The sequence below is a fragment of the Mailhella sp. genome (genome assembly GCF_057866825.1).
This window is the reverse complement of sequence record NZ_DBMAHT010000044.1, coordinates 1-16,798: the sequence shown is the minus strand read 5'-3', so window position 1 is coordinate 16,798 and position 16,798 is coordinate 1. Positions and strand designations below refer to the sequence as shown.

At 61.4% G+C, this 16,798-nt stretch carries 12 protein-coding genes; 9 read left to right on the top strand and 3 right to left on the bottom strand.

Translation table 11 applies throughout. The features are described from left to right. From ACZM96_RS05965 to ACZM96_RS05935, 7 genes are all read left to right on the top strand, one after another. Positions 1–615, top strand: a 615-nt coding sequence (locus ACZM96_RS05965) for a GntR family transcriptional regulator (protein WP_489487916.1), incomplete at its 5' end; no start/stop codon positions are given. A gap of 31 nt (positions 616–646) precedes the next feature. After that, a complete protein-coding gene (locus tag ACZM96_RS05960; protein WP_489487915.1) occupies positions 647–1,615 on the top strand; it encodes a tripartite tricarboxylate transporter substrate binding protein in 969 nt (322 codons plus the stop codon). A gap of 27 nt (positions 1,616–1,642) precedes the next feature. Continuing rightward, entirely contained in the window at positions 1,643–2,074 is a 432-nt protein-coding gene (locus ACZM96_RS05955) for a tripartite tricarboxylate transporter TctB family protein (protein WP_489487914.1), read from the top strand. Between the two features lie 64 nt (positions 2,075–2,138). Continuing rightward, positions 2,139–3,653, top strand: a complete 1,515-nt coding sequence (locus tag ACZM96_RS05950) for a tripartite tricarboxylate transporter permease (protein ID WP_489487913.1) — start codon at positions 2,139–2,141, stop codon at positions 3,651–3,653. A gap of 12 nt (positions 3,654–3,665) precedes the next feature. Then, positions 3,666–5,342, top strand: a complete 1,677-nt coding sequence (locus tag ACZM96_RS05945; RefSeq protein WP_294485173.1) for an FAD-binding protein — start codon at positions 3,666–3,668, stop codon at positions 5,340–5,342. Continuing rightward, on the top strand, positions 5,342–6,373 hold the full coding sequence (locus tag ACZM96_RS05940) for a hypothetical protein (RefSeq protein ID WP_489487912.1): 1,032 nt from the start codon (positions 5,342–5,344) through the stop codon (positions 6,371–6,373). The genes ACZM96_RS05945 and ACZM96_RS05940 overlap by 1 nt, the downstream gene beginning before the upstream one ends. 254 nt (positions 6,374–6,627) lie before the next feature. Then, positions 6,628–7,557 (top strand): DNA-processing protein DprA, encoded by a 930-nt coding sequence (locus ACZM96_RS05935; protein ID WP_489487911.1) that lies wholly within the window; start codon positions 6,628–6,630, stop codon positions 7,555–7,557. Between the two features lie 270 nt (positions 7,558–7,827). Here ACZM96_RS05935 and ACZM96_RS05930 read toward each other — a convergent pair whose 3' ends face one another. The 3 genes from ACZM96_RS05930 to ACZM96_RS05920 are packed head-to-tail and all read right to left on the bottom strand — an operon-like array spanning position 7,828 to position 14,314. Beyond that, the gene (locus ACZM96_RS05930) at positions 7,828–8,250 is read right to left on the bottom strand and encodes a hypothetical protein (protein WP_489487910.1); all 423 of its coding nucleotides are present in this window, start codon (positions 8,248–8,250) and stop codon (positions 7,828–7,830) included. After that, positions 8,247–11,591: a UvrD-helicase domain-containing protein gene (locus tag ACZM96_RS05925; RefSeq protein WP_489487909.1), complete on the bottom strand. Its 3,345-nt coding sequence runs from the start codon at positions 11,589–11,591 to the stop codon at positions 8,247–8,249. Before ACZM96_RS05925 ends, ACZM96_RS05930 begins: the two co-directional genes overlap by 4 nt. Beyond that, positions 11,588–14,314, bottom strand: a complete 2,727-nt coding sequence (locus tag ACZM96_RS05920) for a PD-(D/E)XK nuclease family protein (RefSeq protein WP_489487908.1) — start codon at positions 14,312–14,314, stop codon at positions 11,588–11,590. Before ACZM96_RS05920 ends, ACZM96_RS05925 begins: the two co-directional genes overlap by 4 nt. 165 nt (positions 14,315–14,479) lie before the next feature. Between ACZM96_RS05920 and ACZM96_RS05915 the strand changes: the two genes are divergently transcribed. Together ACZM96_RS05915 and ACZM96_RS05910 are read left to right on the top strand one after the other, a co-directional pair. After that, positions 14,480–15,430, top strand: coding sequence for a helix-turn-helix transcriptional regulator (locus ACZM96_RS05915; protein ID WP_489487907.1), 951 nt, complete (start codon positions 14,480–14,482; stop codon positions 15,428–15,430). Between the two features lie 997 nt (positions 15,431–16,427). After that, positions 16,428–16,685 (top strand): type II toxin-antitoxin system HicB family antitoxin, encoded by a 258-nt coding sequence (locus tag ACZM96_RS05910; protein ID WP_489487906.1) that lies wholly within the window; start codon positions 16,428–16,430, stop codon positions 16,683–16,685. Positions 16,686–16,798 lie beyond the last annotated feature (113 nt).

The following is a 16,798-nucleotide window of genomic DNA, read 5'->3' as shown; positions in this document are numbered from 1 at the left end:
GTCGGCACAGTGCGAAAGGCCATGGAACTGCTCGTGCAGGCAGGGTACTGCTACCGGATCCAGGGCAAGGGCACCTTTATTTCCGACTATGCCAGCAGTCAGACCAAGTTTTTCTACAAATCTCGTCATTCCCTGTTCGACAAGGATGTCGATATTCTCCCCCGCGAAGTCGCCGTCGAGGAAATCCGACTGCCGGACGACGTGGCGGGATATCTGAACTGTGCCCCTCAAAGTCGCGGCATTCAGGTGCGGCGCACGCTGCTCGGCAGAGATGAAAACGGCATGTTTCCTCTGGCCTGGTGCGTTTCCTATTTTCCCTATGCCAGGGCCTCCGCGCTCCTGGACATACCGTCCGACGACTTTGTCAAATATCCCCTCTATATCATTCTGGAAAAAGCCTGCCATCTCTCCACCGTGTTCTGCGACGAGTTCCTGCAGATATGCACGGAACTGCCGGCCCGCGTGCAGGAAGCGCTCGGTCGTCCGCGCCACACCGTATGCTTCGAGATGAGCATGGTTTCCTATACCTTCGGCAAAATTCCCTTTGAATTCCGCCTGAGCTACATGCTCAACGAATCCACGGGAATGATCCGCAGACATGACTTTCGTCAGTAAACTGGAACACTCAACGCACCTGGAGACTGTTATGAACAAGCTGCTGTCGTCCTTACTCGTCGGCACTCTCCTGCTTTTCGGGGCCGCGCCTGCCGCTCAGGCCGCCTTTCCCGAAAAACCCGTCACCATCGTCGTCGGCTTCGCTCCCGGAGGCACCGGAGATCTGACCGTCCGCATGCTGGCCAATCCGCTGGAAAAAATTCTCGGTCAGCCGGTAATCATCGTGAACAAGGGCGGCGGCGCAGGCATGCCGGGCTTCGAGTACGTTCTCAAGGCGAAGCCGGACGGCTACACCATTTCCGCTCCCGGCGTCGGCGCCTGCATTTCTTCCGCCATGTTTCTCCGCAACAAGACCTACAACTTCGACGACATGTCCCTCGTCGGCGGCTACATGCTTCTGGATCGCATTCTGCTCGCCAGACCCGACAAGCCCTACAAGACCTGGCAGGAATTCATCGACTATGTGAAAGCCAATCCCGGTAAGGTGTCCGTCGGCAGCGGAGCCTCTCAGGAAGCCACCGAAGTGCTCCGTTCGTTTGCGCTGAAAAACGGTCTGGACATCAACTTCGTCATGTACAAGAGCGGCGGCGAAGCCTCGGCCGATCTCATCGGCGGACACATCGACGCCTGCGAACTCGGCGTGGGCACGGCCGCCTATCAGGCTGCGCGCAAGGGCGAGCTGAACGTTCTGCTCAACCTCGGTCTCAGCGACGTTCCCGACATTCCCAATGTGCCCAAGCTGCATGCCGATCTCGGCCATCCCTTCTATGCCAGCCTGAGCTACGGCTTCGTGCTGCCCAAAGGAACTCCTGAAGACATCCGCGCCACGTGGGAAAACGCCCTCAAACAGGCGCTTGCCGATCCCCAGGTTCAGGAAAACATGCTGAAGGCAGGCCTGGCTCCGAAGTTCATCTCGCCCGCGGAATACCGCCCCATGCTTGACGAAGCAACGCAGAACCTCGTGAAACTCGTAGAGTACATCAAAGACGCGAAAAAATAGCGAGCCTTTCAGTTTTTCGGAGTTTTCATGAACAATGACAGATGGATCGGGCTGGGATTTCTCATCCTGTGCGCCCTTATGTGGTTCGTCATCATTCCCGGACAGACGGAAGGAGCTGATGAAGCATTCGTACCGAGACTGACGGTAATCGGTCTTGCCGTTCCTTCCCTCATCATGCTCGTCCGCCGTCCGCGGAGCGTGACGCCGCTGAACTTTGATCCCGGCGCCTTCGTGCGTTCCACGCTGCCTGTCCTCGGCCTGTTTATTGCCTATATCGTCGGGGTGAGCTTTGTGGGATTCTATGTGTCCACGGCCTGCTTTCTTGTCCTGTCTCTGCTTCTTTTCGGCGAAAGACGGGCAAAGACACTGGTTCTGGCCCCTGCCGGTCTGCTTGTGGCCGTCTATGTGGTGGTTTCCATGTTTCTCAATTTCCAGCTGCCTGCCGGTCTGCTCGTCTGAGGAACATCCATGAGCCATATGCAACGTCCATCCGACAACATCTGCGCGGCAGAAGGAGCAGAGCATGTTTGATCAACTTATGGAAGCCCTGAACATGGTGCTGCAGTGGCAGAACTTCTTCTGGGCTCTGTTCGGCGTGACCTTCGGCATCATCATGGGAGCCATCCCGGGGCTGAGCGACAACATGGCCATCGTGCTGCTTCTGCCCTTCACCTACTACCTCGGCCCCATTCCCGGCATCGCCATGCTTATGGGCCTGTCAAAAGGCGCCAACTTCGGCGGTTCCATTCCCGCCATTCTGTTCAACATTCCCGGAACGCCGCAGGCCATGATCACCACGTTTGACGGGTATCCGCTGGCAAAAAGCGGAAAAAGCGGCAAGGCCCTCAAAACGGCCCTGTTCGCCTCCGTCACCGCCGACACCGCAAGCGACCTCGTGCTCATATTCCTGGCGGCTCCCGTCGCCTCCATCGCTCTGCGCATAGGTCCGCCCGAGTACAGCATGATTCTGCTGTTCTCCCTGGTCATCATCAGTCTGGCCGCTTCCGGCAGTCCCTGCCGCGGCCTGATTGCCACATGTCTCGGCCTGCTGCTCTCCACTGTCGGCTGCGATCCGGAAATGGGCACGCCCCGCTTCAATTTCGGATTCATCGAGCTGGCGGAAGGCATAGGCATCATGCCCATGGCCATAGGTCTGCTGGCCTTTTCCGAAGTGCTTCTGCAGGCGGAATCCTGGTACAGGGACCGTCGCTCCGGCAAAAAGCTGGAAGAAGTGCAGCTTTCAGCCAGAGGAACCGATGCCGACAGACTTACGCCTGCCGAAATGAAGCAGTGCGTTCCCACCATTGCCCGCTCCACCCTCATCGGATCGTTCGTGGGCATCGTGCCCGGCATAGGCACGACGGTAGGCGCGTACCTCAGCTATATCTGGAGCAAAAAGAAGTCCAAGCATCCCGAAATGTTCGGCAAGGGCGCGCTGGAAGGCATCGCCGCCTCCGAAGCCGGCAACAATGCCGTGAACGGCCCCAACCTCGTGCCTCTGGTCACCCTCGGCATTCCCGGAAACCTCGCTGCGGCGCTCATTCTCGGCGGCTTCATGATCAAGGGCCTCATTCCCGGCCCCCAGTTCATGGAAAGCAATGCACCTCTGCTCTATGCCCTGTTCATCGTTCTGCTCATCAGCAACCTCTACACGTTCGTTGTGGGCGCAGCCTTCATCCGCTGTGCAAGAAAACTGGTCTCCATTCCCAAGCCGGTGCTCTTCAGCGTGGTGCCCATGTTCTGCCTCATCGGCTCGTACGTGAACAACAGCAGCCTGTTCGACATATGGCTCATGCTCGTCTTCGGCGTGCTGGGCTATGTTTTGACCAAGCTGAAAATCAGCCTGCCGACCATGATCGTGGCCTTCTTCCTGGGCTCTCTGCTTGAACACAAGATGCGCCAGAGCCTGCTCATTTCCCGCGGAGACTGGACGGTCTTCCTCGACAGACCCATCGCCTGCGCATTTCTGCTGCTTACGGTGGCCATCATTCTTCTGTACATCGTGCGCCACGGCTTCGGCAAAAAGAAACAGGCCTGAGCCGGCAACCTCATACGCAAGGACATTTCTATGAAATTGCAAGCCATGGAAACGGATTTCCTCATCATCGGCGGCGGCAGCGCCGGCTGCATTGCGGCCATGCATGCCCTGCAGCTGAATCCCGATCTCAACGTCACCATCTTTGAAAAAAGCGACATCGTGTACGGCGGCTCCATTGCCCGCGGCATGGACGCCCTGAACATAGTGGCCATTCCCGGACAGACCACGGCGGAACTTTATCTGGAATCCGTGCGCGCCATGACGGCGGGCGTGGTGGACGCCGGTCCCAGCTACGTCATGGCCGAACGTTCCTATGCTCTGCTCAAGGAAATGGAAAGCTGGGGCGTCACCTTTCCCAAGGATGAGAACGGTCAGTACAAGACGCTGAAATATCATGTCAAAGGCAAGTTCCAGACGGCCATGGACGAGCCCGAGCTCAAGGCCATGCTGGTGAAAAGAGCGCTTGACCTCGGAACGCGTCCCGTCAATCGCGTGATGGCGCTGCGTCTGCTCATGGACAACGGCCGCGTGGCCGGCGCCGTGGGCATGAACGTCCGCACCGGTCAGATGGTCGTATGCAAGGCCAAGACCGTGCTGGTGGCTTCCGGCGGCGTGAGCCGCTTCACCCTGCCCAATTCCGAATATCTCTACGGCGTGTACGACTATCCCGGCAACACCGGCGACGGCTTCGTCATGGCGCTGCGCGCGGGCGCCGGAGTGACCGGCATGGAATACACCCAGCGCACCATGCTCATCAAGGACACCAACATGCCGCTGCTGGCCATCTGCGTTTCCCGCGGAGGCAGGGTGCTCGACTGCGAAGGCAACATTCTGATGGAAGGCGAAGTCGCGAACACCAACGTGATGAACGAGGCCTTCACCAAGGGCCGCGGTCCGGTTCACATTCAGCTCAGCCACCTGCCCGAAGAACGCATCCGCGAGATCGAGCACATACTGTTCACCACGGAACGTCCGGTCAACGAACGCTTCTTTGCCGGTCGTCACATCGACTTCCGCAAGCAGGACATCGAACTCTGGCCCACGGAATACTATCTGTGCGGCGGACACGGTCTTGCGGGCATACGCGTCAACGAGCGCGCGGAAACCGCCGTGCCCGGACTGTACGCGGCAGGCGACGTGGCCAGCGTGGCCAAGCAGCATCTGACCGGCGCGTTCGTGTTCGGCGAAGTTGCCGCGGAACAGGCCGTGAAGTACGTGGCCGAAGCCCCGGACACCGCCATCAATGAAAACGACGTGGCCGCCGTCAAGGCTGAGCTCGACGAACGTTTCACGGCCAGAAACCGCGACATCGACGTTCACGATCTGGAACGCAAGGTGCGCCGCATGGTGGCCGACTATCTGGTGTCGCCCAAGAACGCCCACAAGTTTGAGCTCTGGCAGTACTGGTCGAAGACGTTCCGCGAAGACATCAAGCACGTCGCCGTACACAACGGACACGAACTTTCCAAGCTCTATGAAGTGGAAAACATTCTGCTGTGCGCCGACTGTTCCGCCGTTGCCGGAGACTTCCGCAAGGAAAGCCGCTGGGGCGAAAGCCACTACCGCAGCGACTATCCCCAGCGCGACGACGCCAACTGGAAGTGTCATGTGGTCATTAAGATGAAGGACGGCAAGCTCAATGCAGAAAAGGTCAGGGTTTCGGAACTGAATGAGGAGGTCTCCCTGTGATGAACGACAGCAATATCGCCATTGACGTTTCCAAATGCCTTGCCTGCGGCAATTGCGTTGACCGCTGCATCATGGACAACCTTCGTCTGGTGCTTCCTCCCTGCCGTCAGGCTTCCCTGCTGGACATCAACTATCAGGGCATCCTGCGCCTTGCCGCTCAGGGAAACATGACCGAAGCGGCCCGCGAACTGCGTCGCTGCACGCCTTTCGGCGGCTTTCTTGCCGCATGGGGCGACGCTCCGGCTTCCCGCGCCTGTTCCCGCGGACACAGCGGCGGCGCACTGAACTTTGCCGGCATCCTCGCCTATCTTGTGCGCACCCAGGAAGACGCCGTGTACGGCCCGGCCGACCGTCTGCCCCGCTCCCACAAAAAAGCCGTGGTGGCAGGCAGCGATGCGGCCGCCCTTCAGGCCGCCTTTTCCCTCCGCATGGGCGGCCACGCCGTCACCGTTCTGAGCACTTCGCACTGCCCCACGGTGGAAGGCGTGCCCGCTCCGGTTCTGGAAAAGACCATGGCCATGCTCAAGGGCATGGGCATAGCGTTTGAAACCGCCGACGCCTTCAACGTTGAAGAACTCTGCAGGAACTTCGACGCCGTCATCCTCACCGGCGCAGCCGCGGACGGCATGAGTGCCGACGAATACGGACTTGTCCGCGACAACCTGTTTGCCGTCATCGGCGGCGACAGTCAGAATCCTCTGCAGGACATGGCCGGAGCGGTTCGCGCGGCTCACGCCGCCCGCAACCTTCTGGAAGGCTTCAGCGTGGACTATGAAGGCAACCAGCGCGTGGCCCGCGGTCTGGAACGCTTTCACGGCCTTTCCGAAGAGCAGGAAGACGCTCCTGAAGCCGCGCCCGTGGTCTGCTCCGGCGACGGCTTCACAGAAGAGGAAGTCAAGGCCGAAGCAGCGCGCTGCCTCGGCTGCGGACGCCCCGTCGAGCGCAACATGACCTGCTGGTACTGCCTGCCCTGCGAAGTCGTATGCCCCACGCAGGCTCTGCATGTGCGCATTCCGTATCTGATCCGCTGATGCGCGCCTGACGCGTCTCATTAACCTGACAAGGCCGGCACGTTCCCAACGCGCCGGCCTTGCCGTTTCTCTGACCTTTCTTCCCCTTCCCGCAAAAGCCTTTCGGTCGCCGCGTGTTCTTCGCGCCTTTGCCGTCACGATTCCAGGGCGAACCGTCCACCCTGCCATAGATCAGAAAACAAAAGCTTCTCTGCGGCCATCCGCCGCATTGCTATATTGAGCATCTCCTTCAATCTCATCAAAGGATCATGGAGATGTTGTCATCCCGGCATATTATTGCTCTTCAGTCTGTAAAAGGTCTTGGAAACATCAGCGTCAAACGCCTTGCCGACCATGCTTCAAAAGACGACATTTCTTCCGACGAGGAGCTCTGCGAACTTGTCATGACGTGCATTGCGGAAAAAATCATCACAAGAGTAAAAAACGTCACGGCGGAATCCGTGCGGCAGGGACTGGACGCCGCCGACCGCATCATGGAAAAAGCCGACCGCAGCGGAATCGGCATTCTCTCCTACGGAAGCGACAACTACCCGCAGGAAATGCTTTGCGCCGTCAACTGTTCCGGCAGACCCGACATTCCCCTCACGCTCTACTGCAAGGGCAATCTCGAAGCGCTCAAGCACCCCGGCGTGGCCGTCATCGGCACCCGCCATCCTTCCCCGGCCGGTCGCCGTCATGCCGAATACTGCGGCGAACGTCTGGCGGAAGCGGGCTGCAACATCATAAGCGGCCTTGCCGCAGGCTGCGACGCCGCGGCGCATCGCGGCGCGCTCTCCTGCCCCGGCGGCAGAACAACGGCCCTGCTCGGGCACGGTCTGGACACCGTGTATCCCAAGGAACACGCGTCGCTGGCCCGGGACATTCTGGAACACGACGGACTTCTGATAAGCGAGTATCCTCTGGGAACCCGGGTCACGCCGTTCACGCTGACGGCCCGGGACCGTCTTCAGGCTGCACTTGCACAGAGCGTTCTTGTCGTGCAGGCCTCCGCCGAAGGCGGAACCATGCTTACCGCCCGCATGGCGCTGGCCGCCGGAAAAGCGCTGTTCTGCCTGCACTACGCCGCCGACAATCCGGCAGATGCGGAAAAAACGGAAGGAAACCGCCTGCTAGCGCAGGAAGGCGGAACGGCCCTTGATTCCCGTCTCTTTGCCGACAACATTCTTGAAATCCTCAACGCCTGAGGACGACGCAAGGGGCCGCAGCCTGTCAAAGCGCCGCACCGTGCGGCGTTTAGACAACGTACGTCAGGCGGCCTTGTCTCCCTCTTCTGAAACTGCACCGGAGTAAAAACAAAACCCGCGCCGGCAATCCGACGCGTCATCTCCATCGCTCCGCCGGCGGCCCACCCTTGTCGAAAAACACGACCCGAAGGACATCGGGAGCCGCACCTTGAAACGCCTCCGACCTGCAAGGCTCCGACTTCGCGCTTTGCAGCTCTGAGCGCGACCGTCTCACCCCCTGCGCCGTGCGCATACGACATCCAGCACCCGCTTCAGCTCCCCTTCCCTGTTCAGATCCACAGGCACCAGCCTGTCCAGACAGCCGTGCGCCGCAAGTTCGGCCTTTTCCGCTTCCATGGCGGCATCGTCCAGCCAGAAGAAATCGCTGTTCCAGTCCAGAGCTTCCGTTTTCAGCGTCGTCCACGCCGAGGGCCTGACGCTCTTCTCAAGCGCGGAAACAGTGTCCGCAGGCAAAAACTGCCCGAGATAGTATCGAATCCAGGGCAGATCCTCCAGGCTGCGGCAATGCGTGGTCAGCCAGAAACAATCGAAAAGACGCGTCGCCTCCGCCACAAACTCCGCCACGCCGGGCGCGGCGCGCTTCCGACGAACGGTCAGAAGCACGCCGTCCACATCAAGATAAAGTCTGGTCATGCCGTCGCTGCCGGCTGGAGAGAAAACTCCAGCATTTTTCCTTCCAAAGGAAGATGCATCCAGCATTGGCACTCCCTCCCCATGTCGGCAAAAGCCTGAAGGTATCCGGCCATCTGCACGGCATACGCCTCCTGAAGATGCTTCGACAGCGCTTCCTCCGTCGCAAACCGCGCATAGTCGCCGCACTTGTGGTCGATGATGAGACACGGACCGCATGTTCCGTCTTCATGCCGCAGCTCCACCAGCATATCGACGCGCATCGTCCGGCGAAGCTCGCCTTCCGGCATTTCCCGGCAAACTTCCAGCGGCCACTCCGTACGCCAGACCAGCCTGTCGCCCTCACGCCTTGTCCGAGCGGGCTCCCAGCGCTTCTCCACCTCTTCGCACAGACGCTCCGCCGCCTTGTCCAGCCAGTATTCCGCGTCGGGCCATATCGGCATCTGCTCATTCCACAGCGCGCAGAACGCCCTTCGCCTCTCCATCCAGCGGCCCGAGCTCTGCTCGCGCTCCCGCTTCTCCCGGCTCATGCCGAACCAGAGCGTCAGCCAGGCGTGAATCATGTTGCCGAGCTCGCTGCGCGCAACCTCGTCCGACGCCGCCACAGGCACGGCGTCGGCAAAACTCCACAGAGACGAAGCCCGACTTGCCGGGACCTCTTCCAAAGGATTTTCCCGCACCGCGCGCTCCGGCCTCGTCGGAAATCTTCCCGCCGTCCGGCAATCCGTCTCCTCTCCGCCGCTCTCCTCCAGTTTCAGCATGCGCACCAGGCACGGCTCTCCGAAAAAGTCTCCCTCGCCTTCCTGGAGGCTCTGCACCGTCTCCGCAGCCTCGGCGTTCAGAAAACAGGAAAGCCCTTCCAAAAGCACACCTTTTTTGTCACTGAAGCGGCCCGTCACAATCAGCACGCTTTCCGCCCGGGTCATGCCCACGTACAGCAGACGCAGCTCCTCGCGGAGACTGGCCTCGCGATACCTGTCCTCCGCGCTCTTCACCGCAGAGGCCAGAGGCTCATATGCGTCGGGAACAGAAAGATCCTTTTTCTGAAGAGATGCAAAAACGGAAGGCAGCCAGAAAAGCTCCTGCGCCGAAAGCGGATCGTCCTGGGGAGCCTGACTGTCCGCATGCACCTTTACGCCCCACGCGGAACCTTTGTCCGGCGCAAAGCTGAAGCCGTGCAGCAGCACTACCGGCCGCTGCAGTCCCTTGGAAGCGTGAAGCGTCCATACCTGCACCGCGCTCTCGCCGCCGGAAGCCATGCCCGGCTTCTGAGCCTCCAGCCAGTCGAACCAGCCGTACATCGTCACCGGCTCGCGCCTGCTGTGCATGGCCGATTCGTATTCCTTCGCCAGCACGCGCAGCGCTTCCAGATTGGCGCGGCGCTCCAGCCCTCGACTCCAGGACGAAACCAGACGAAACGCGTCCGCAACGTCCATGACTTCGTCCAGCAGTTCCGAGGGCGTCAGCACCCAGGCCCGCTCATGCAGAGCGCGCAGCGCCTGCAGGCAGGGAATGCCCTCTTCCAGATTGCGCGCGGACGCCGCTTCAAACCAGTCGCCGCCCGGATGGAACAGGTGATACAGCTCCGCGAGATCCAGCTGACTGCCCCATCCGTCCGCGGCCACACGGCAGGCGCGCAGGCACAGGCGCACTTCCTCCTGATCCAGCAGTCCCTTGCGCGACACACAGGCCCGCAGGCCGAGAGCTTCCAGCGCGTCCGCCACGCTGCAACAATCGTCGCCCGTGCGGCAGAGCACGGCCACGTCTCCGGCCTGCACGGCGCGGAACTCGCCGCGTTCCTTGTCGTACACGAGCGTTTGTTCCTCCAAAAGACGCTTCACGGCACGCGCCACGGCGGCGTCGCAAACCTTCTTCGCCGTCTTCGCGGTCCCTTCCACAAGCCAGAACTGCACGGAAGAAAGCCGCTCCGCCTGCTCCCTGACCTTCCGCCTCGCCTCCTGCGTCATGTACGGCGCGTCGGACGACTCCTCAAGATAGCTCTGAACCGCAAGTTCCTCGTCATTTTTCAGCAGCGCGTCGCGCAACGGCGCATTCACGGCGTTGAAAAACGCGTTGGTGAATCGCAAAATCGCCGGAAGCGAACGATGGCAGACCGTCAGATCCGCCCTGTTCCATCCCTCGGTGCCCCGACGCGTCAGCTCCGGCGCGGCCCCGCGGAAGCCGTAGATGGACTGCTTGTCGTCGCCGACGAACACCACGCGGCCGTCCGCGCCGAGAATGCGGCAAAGCCTGTTGAATATGCTCAGCTGCATGGGACTCGTATCCTGATACTCGTCCACCAGCAGCATGCGGAAGCGTCCGCGAATCCGCTCCAGCACCGCAGGTTCCCGCAGCGCCTTGACCGCAAGCTGCTCCATGTCGGCAAAATCCACCACGCCGGACTGCTGCTTGAGAAGCTGAAAACGTTTCCGGCAGTCCTCGGCAAAGCCGAACATGCGGCGGATCAGCGTCATGACGTCCCGATGAAACTCCGGCGTCGCCAGCGCTCTGAGGCCCAGTTCCGTGAGTTCCTCCCCAAAAGCGGCGTTTCCGCTGTCCAGGGGGCGGCCCATCAGAGAAAACCAGTCCTTCCAGCGCATGTGCCCCACCGGCAGGCTTTTCACGAAGGTATGATACGCCAGCACCTTCTTCGTTATCGCTCCGGTTCTGCTGCTTTTGACGTAGTTGCCCAGATCGCGCTGCTCCTCCCAGGCCGCCCGCAGATCACGCTCCACGCTCTCCAGCGGTTCGCCGAGGCCGTTCACGCACGCAAAATACCGTTCCATTTCCCGACAGGAACGCTCCGCCATTTCCTCAAGACGCTGTTCCATGCCGCCGGTTCGCGCCGCCGTCAGTATGTCGTGCGCCGTATTTTTCCACTGATCTTCGGGCTTCGTCTTCTTCTCGCTGTACTTCACCCTGTCCAGGCCGAACGAGGAAAACAACGCGGCGGCATCGCCGTACTCCTCCACAAAGGGCACGGACGCCTGCTCGAACATGGCCTCGGCGTCTTCTTCGGAAAGCTCGTCCGCCCGGGGTGAAATGCCCGCCTCCAGCGCGTATTCCTGCAAAAGCCGCAGGCATACCCCATGCACGGTGCCTATGTACGCGCCTCCCACCCGGGAGGCCATGTCGCAGGCCCCCTGCCGGTACAAAGCGGCGCAAATGCGCTGTTTCAGCTCGGCTGCCGCCTTGCGGGTAAACGTGACCGCAATGATTTCTTCCGGCATGCAGGGCCGACATTCTCCCTTTCCTTCCAGAGCGTCCATGTAGCGCCGCACCAGATCAAAGGTCTTGCCGGTTCCCGCGCTGGCCCGAATGACCAGTTTTTCCACTCCGCTCATACCGACGCCTCCTCTTCCGCCGCGCCGCGGTTCACGCCGTCCCGGCGTCCGCACAGAAAGCGGAACGCGCAATACGTGCAGGTCGAATCCTGCTTCTGTTCCTCGTGAACGGCAAGCACCCCTTCACGCATGGCCGAAAGCGTTGCCTCCAGCGCCTCGGCCACCTTGTCCCACTGCTTTTCAAGATCCGGCTCCGTCGCGGAATCCCCCACGCGGACAATGCCCGCCTGAGGAAGCAGCACATACCACGCGTCCCTCACGTCGGCCGCGCTCTCGCCGTTTTCCGCGCCGTGCTTCAAAAGATACTGATACGCCGCAAGCTGCGCCGCCATGCCTTCGTCCACGCTTTTCCGATACGTCGACCGGCGCGACCATTTCATGTCCACAATCAGCGAAGGCGACGCTTCCCCCGACCGGGCGAAGGCCAGATCGTATCGTCCGCGGAGAAGAACATCCTGAAATTTTGCCCGCGCCGTCTGCTCGGCGCTGTGAAAACGATAGCCCTCCCTGTCGGCGACGGCCATGAAACGGCTCAGCGCGCGATGAAGCGCCGCGGCCATGCCCCTCAGTTCGCCGATTCTGCCCGGATGCGCCATGCGGGCCCCGCGCACCCTCGCCTGCTCCCGCAGCAGAGCAAGCAGCGTTTCTTCGTCGGGCGTTGCGCCCTCCCGGAACACCTGCTCCGCCGCCTCGTGCGCCATGTTCCCCTTGACCACGGCGTCCGGGAGCAGCGACTCTTCATCGTCGGAGAGATGCAGCACGTATTGCAGATACCAGCGCAGGGGGCAGGCCAGCAGCGTCTCCAGCGTGGAGGGAGAAAGACTCTCCGGCATCTGCAAACGCCGCTTCCGGTCCTTTTCCGGCAGCGCCGCTTCTGGCCGCGGAAGATCCTCCCGCTCCTGACGCCAGAATCCGCCGAACATCTCGTCCGCATTTTCTTTCTGCTTATCCGAACCTTCCAACACCTCCGAGGCAGACACCGACGCGGGGATCGGCGAACGGATACCGAGACTTTCGACCGCGGCGTCGAGCCGCAGCTTCAAAGGATGCGGCGCCGTCTCTTCCCCATGACGAAAACGCGGCGTCACCATGATGAGACGACGCGCGAAAAAGAACGGACGACTTGCGCCTTCCTCCTGAAAACGACGTTCGGCCTCCACTTCGGAAAGCGCAAAGCCCCGCGTCTCCAGCCATGCCCGCTCCTCCCGGCTCCAGACAACGGATTCGCGCGGCGCGGCGCCTTCGTCCACGGCGTTCCACCACACCACGGTATCCGCCTCGCCCCAGAGCTGACCGGGCTCGTCCAGCACGGTCCAGGGCATGCCGCGGGACGCTCTGCGCCTCTTTTCCCCCTCGCCGAGCACGGCGTCGATCACCTTGTCCCATTCCGGCGCGGACATCTCTTCCCGCATGTCGGCAGCCGTCTCGCCGAGGCGCGCGCAAAGTTCCGCCGTCATGTGCAGTTCCGAATCTTTGTCGTCCTGGGCAGCCTGCGCGGCCCATTTTCCCAGGCGCTGCGCCAGAAGGCGGGCTTTTTGCGGATCGACCATGCCCTTTGCCGCGCCGCCTTCGGGCACGATCCAGCCGAGCGCCGCCCTCAGGCGTTTTTCTTCCCCGCCTCCGAGCTTTTCCGCTTCGTCCCAAAGCTTCCGCCACGGCCCCGGCCACGACTTCGGCCCCTGATCCCAGGAGAGCTCGCTCTCCGACGCCTTCAACGCCTCAAGAAAGCGTCCGGACCAGAACTTCGGCACCGGACTTGCGGGCAGCAGCAGAAACTGCCGCAGCGTTTCAGGCTCAAAGGGAAAAAGATGCAGACGCAGATACAAAGGCAGAATCTGCTCGAACGCCCTCCCCTGCGCCCGGAGACACGCGCCCGTGTCCGGCAGGCCACAGCGGCGCAGCGCGCCGTCGAGCTCGACGCTCTCATCCTCCCGGATCACCACGACGCGGCCGAGATCGCCCTCATGCAGATGCCGGGCCAGCGTCGAAGCCAGCGCCTCGGCCGCTTCCGTCGTGAAATCCGCCTGCAGAATCATCAGGGAATCGTCGTCATTTCCGAACGTCGTCTGCTTCGGCTGTGCTCCGGCAAGCAGCGCAGCCGCCGCGCCGAGGCGGTTTTCCGCAAACTCCGCGGGCCTCGACGTCTCCTCCACTTCCACGCCGTTCTTCTTCAAAAGAAAAAACAGGTTCTTCCACGGCGCACTCCAGCAGCACAAGGGGTGAGCTAGACTCACGCGCGACACGCCGTCGATGCCCCAGGCGTCCACAGCCCGCAGCACCCGCTGAAAGCGATCCGCCATGCCCGGAATCCGGGCCCCGATCAGCAGCTTCTCCAGACGAAAAAACTCCGCAAGCCGCGCAGGTGTCGCGCTTTCGTGCTCCGCCGAAAGCTCTGTCTCTTCGAGCGCACCCGACATCTTCAGCTCGTCGCGCATGGCAAGAACGCGCCTTGCCGTGTTCCACGCGTCGGCCTCAAACGCCCGCGCATAAAACGCATCGGGACACGCCGCCGTCCGCTGCCGGAGCAGCTGCTGCACAACCGCAATGCGCCGGCTTCCGTGAACAACGCGCGCAGGAAGCCCCAGCTTTTCTTCCAGAAGGGACAAAAAGCCCGCTTCCCCTGTCACGTGAACGCCGGAAACGGCCCTGCCTTCTGCTTCCGCCGCCTCCAGAGCCCCCGGCCACGCATGACCGTCCATATGACGGCCGAGTATCACCTGCATCCGACACGCTCCTCCCTGTCTGCACCGAGCATCGCGCTTCTGCGCATGTTACGCTCCACGATAGGGCTTTTCGCCGCGTTCTGCCACATCAAAATCAAGCCCCTCTTGATTTCGGCGCAAAATAGCGCCATGCTCCTGCGGTACATCCCTTTTTTCGAGGACAACATGACGCGCTCCACGCCAGAATTATCGGCCGCAGGCTCCAATCGTCTCGTTCGACTGCTCCGCATCGCCCAGGAAATCCGATGCTACCCGCAGCAGACGCAGGAAGCGCTGCAGAAAAAATTCGGCATCAGCCGCAGTCAGTATTACAAAGACAAGGCCGCGCTCGCCGAAACGGGCTTTTGCTTCACCTTCAACCGCAAGACGGGCTTCCGCATTACGGAAGACAGACTCACGCCCATCACCGGGCTCACGCTTTCCGACAGGCTCGTGCTCATGTTCGCGCTCGAATACCTCAGCAGCGAAGGCGACGGAACTCTTGCCGCCCTGGCCGTGGAAACCGGACGCAAACTGGCGGGCGGACTTTCCTCGCCCTTCCGGGAACAGCTTCAGCAGTGCTTCGACTCCTGCATCACCTCCAAGGTGTTCGGCGCGGAACCGGAAGTGCTCCAGACGCTGCAGAAGGCCGTGTACGAAAACCGCCGCGTGCGCATCTTCTACACCCGCGCCACGGACTGGACGGAACGCTGGCGCACCATCGATCCCAGACGGCTGTACATACGGCAGCACGCCATCTACGTGTACGCCCGCACGGCCGACGAAACGCCGCCCGCCTGGAAAATCTTCCGGCTGAACCGCATCAAAAAGGCCGAACCCACGGACATCTGCTTTTCCTGCGAGTCGCTGCAGGACGACGGCTTTGCCGACAAGCAGCAGCACTCCTTTGCCGGCGTGTTCGGCGACACGCTCTTCGACGTCACGCTGCGCTTTACCGGCAACGCCATGCACTACGTGCTGGAACGGCAATGGCATCCCAGTCAGCAGATACGCCGCTCCGCCCATGAACTGCTGTTTTCCGTGCGCGTCTCCGATCCTCAGGAAGTCGTGCGCTGGGCCAGACAGTGGGAAAACGAAATGGAAGTCGTCTCCATAACACCGGTCAGCGAAGAATAGCGTTCTGCGGTCTGCCCCGGACTTGTGCTCCGAGCGCAAAAACTGCGCGCCCCGGAGCAGCCCCTTACGACGTGGCCCTTTTCCGACAACGCCGAGCCGTCTCTTGTCAGGCTGTTGCGTCGTGCACTCCTGCTCATCCTTTGCCGTCGGAGCCGGGAGCATTCCGGCAAAACCGGGCATATGTCAGGCCTCTGCGCCGAGTGCGCCCGGGCAAAACCGCCGCGCGTCGCCGTCCGAATCTGGACAACGAACGCGCCGACAATCCTGCGGGAATCAGAACTTCCAGTATTCGCAACCGTAGGAGAGCATCAGCACCATGACCACCAAAAGAATATACACAAGGCTCATTTCTTCCATGCCGCGGGAATATTTCTTCATACGTCTTTTACCACTCAATGTTTCTTTATACATGACTTTTTAGAATATGCCGGATATATCTTCCGCGCCGTCCACAACAGGGTGGACGAAAGAGCACCGATACGCTCTTCGACAACGACGGAGCGCGGCGGCGAGTTCCGACTCATGCGCCGTCCGGCAGATACGCGGCAAGACCGCCCGCAGCCCGGACAGCAGAGACAGATATTTTCGGAAGCGGAACAGAAACCGGGCAAGGAGCGCCCGTCGCAGAGCAGATGTTCCGACAGTCTTCTTACTATAGACGTTTCCGCAACAATGTAAACTGCGCCACTTCCGCGCGAATCCGGCAGCGCCCCGCGCTTTCCGCAGACGCTGTACCTTCCCGCGTCATCTCCCCGCGCCGCGCCCCGGAAATCGATGGGAAAGCCGCGCCGTCATCCTGCTCATACGGCGCGGACTTTCCCGCCGACCGAGCGGGCCCCGGAACGCGCCGGCTGCGCCATTCCGAGCACGACCGCAGCGCTTTCAACGACGCGCACCTTTTTCCCGCCGACGTTGCATTCCCGCTCCCGACGCAGTACCATGACCGACACGCCCGGCGACGACGCGCCGTCGGACGGTTCAGCAAAGGAGGCCCCGCGTGCTCTATCCCATGTTTGTCCGCCATCAGCCTTTCGGCGGTTTTTCCGGCGAACTTCCCGACCTTCCCGGATGCGTCCCGGAGGGCGACACGCTGGAGGAACTGCTCGACAACGTGCAGAGCGCCGCGCTGCTCTGGCTTGAGGAGCACCATGCCTCTGCGCTGCCCGAACCTTCCGCGTCGGACGACGCCGACGATGCCGACTGTCCGCCCATGCTCGTGGAAATTTTTCCGCCAGATTCTGCCGACAACGACTGACGCCCTGTCGCCGTTCTAGCCGACTCCGCTCTTTCCAAACGTTGAGAAACGCCGCCTTCGCGTCCTTTTGAGCAAAACGCACCCAAAGGTCTCCCACCGGGCGTCTCAAACAT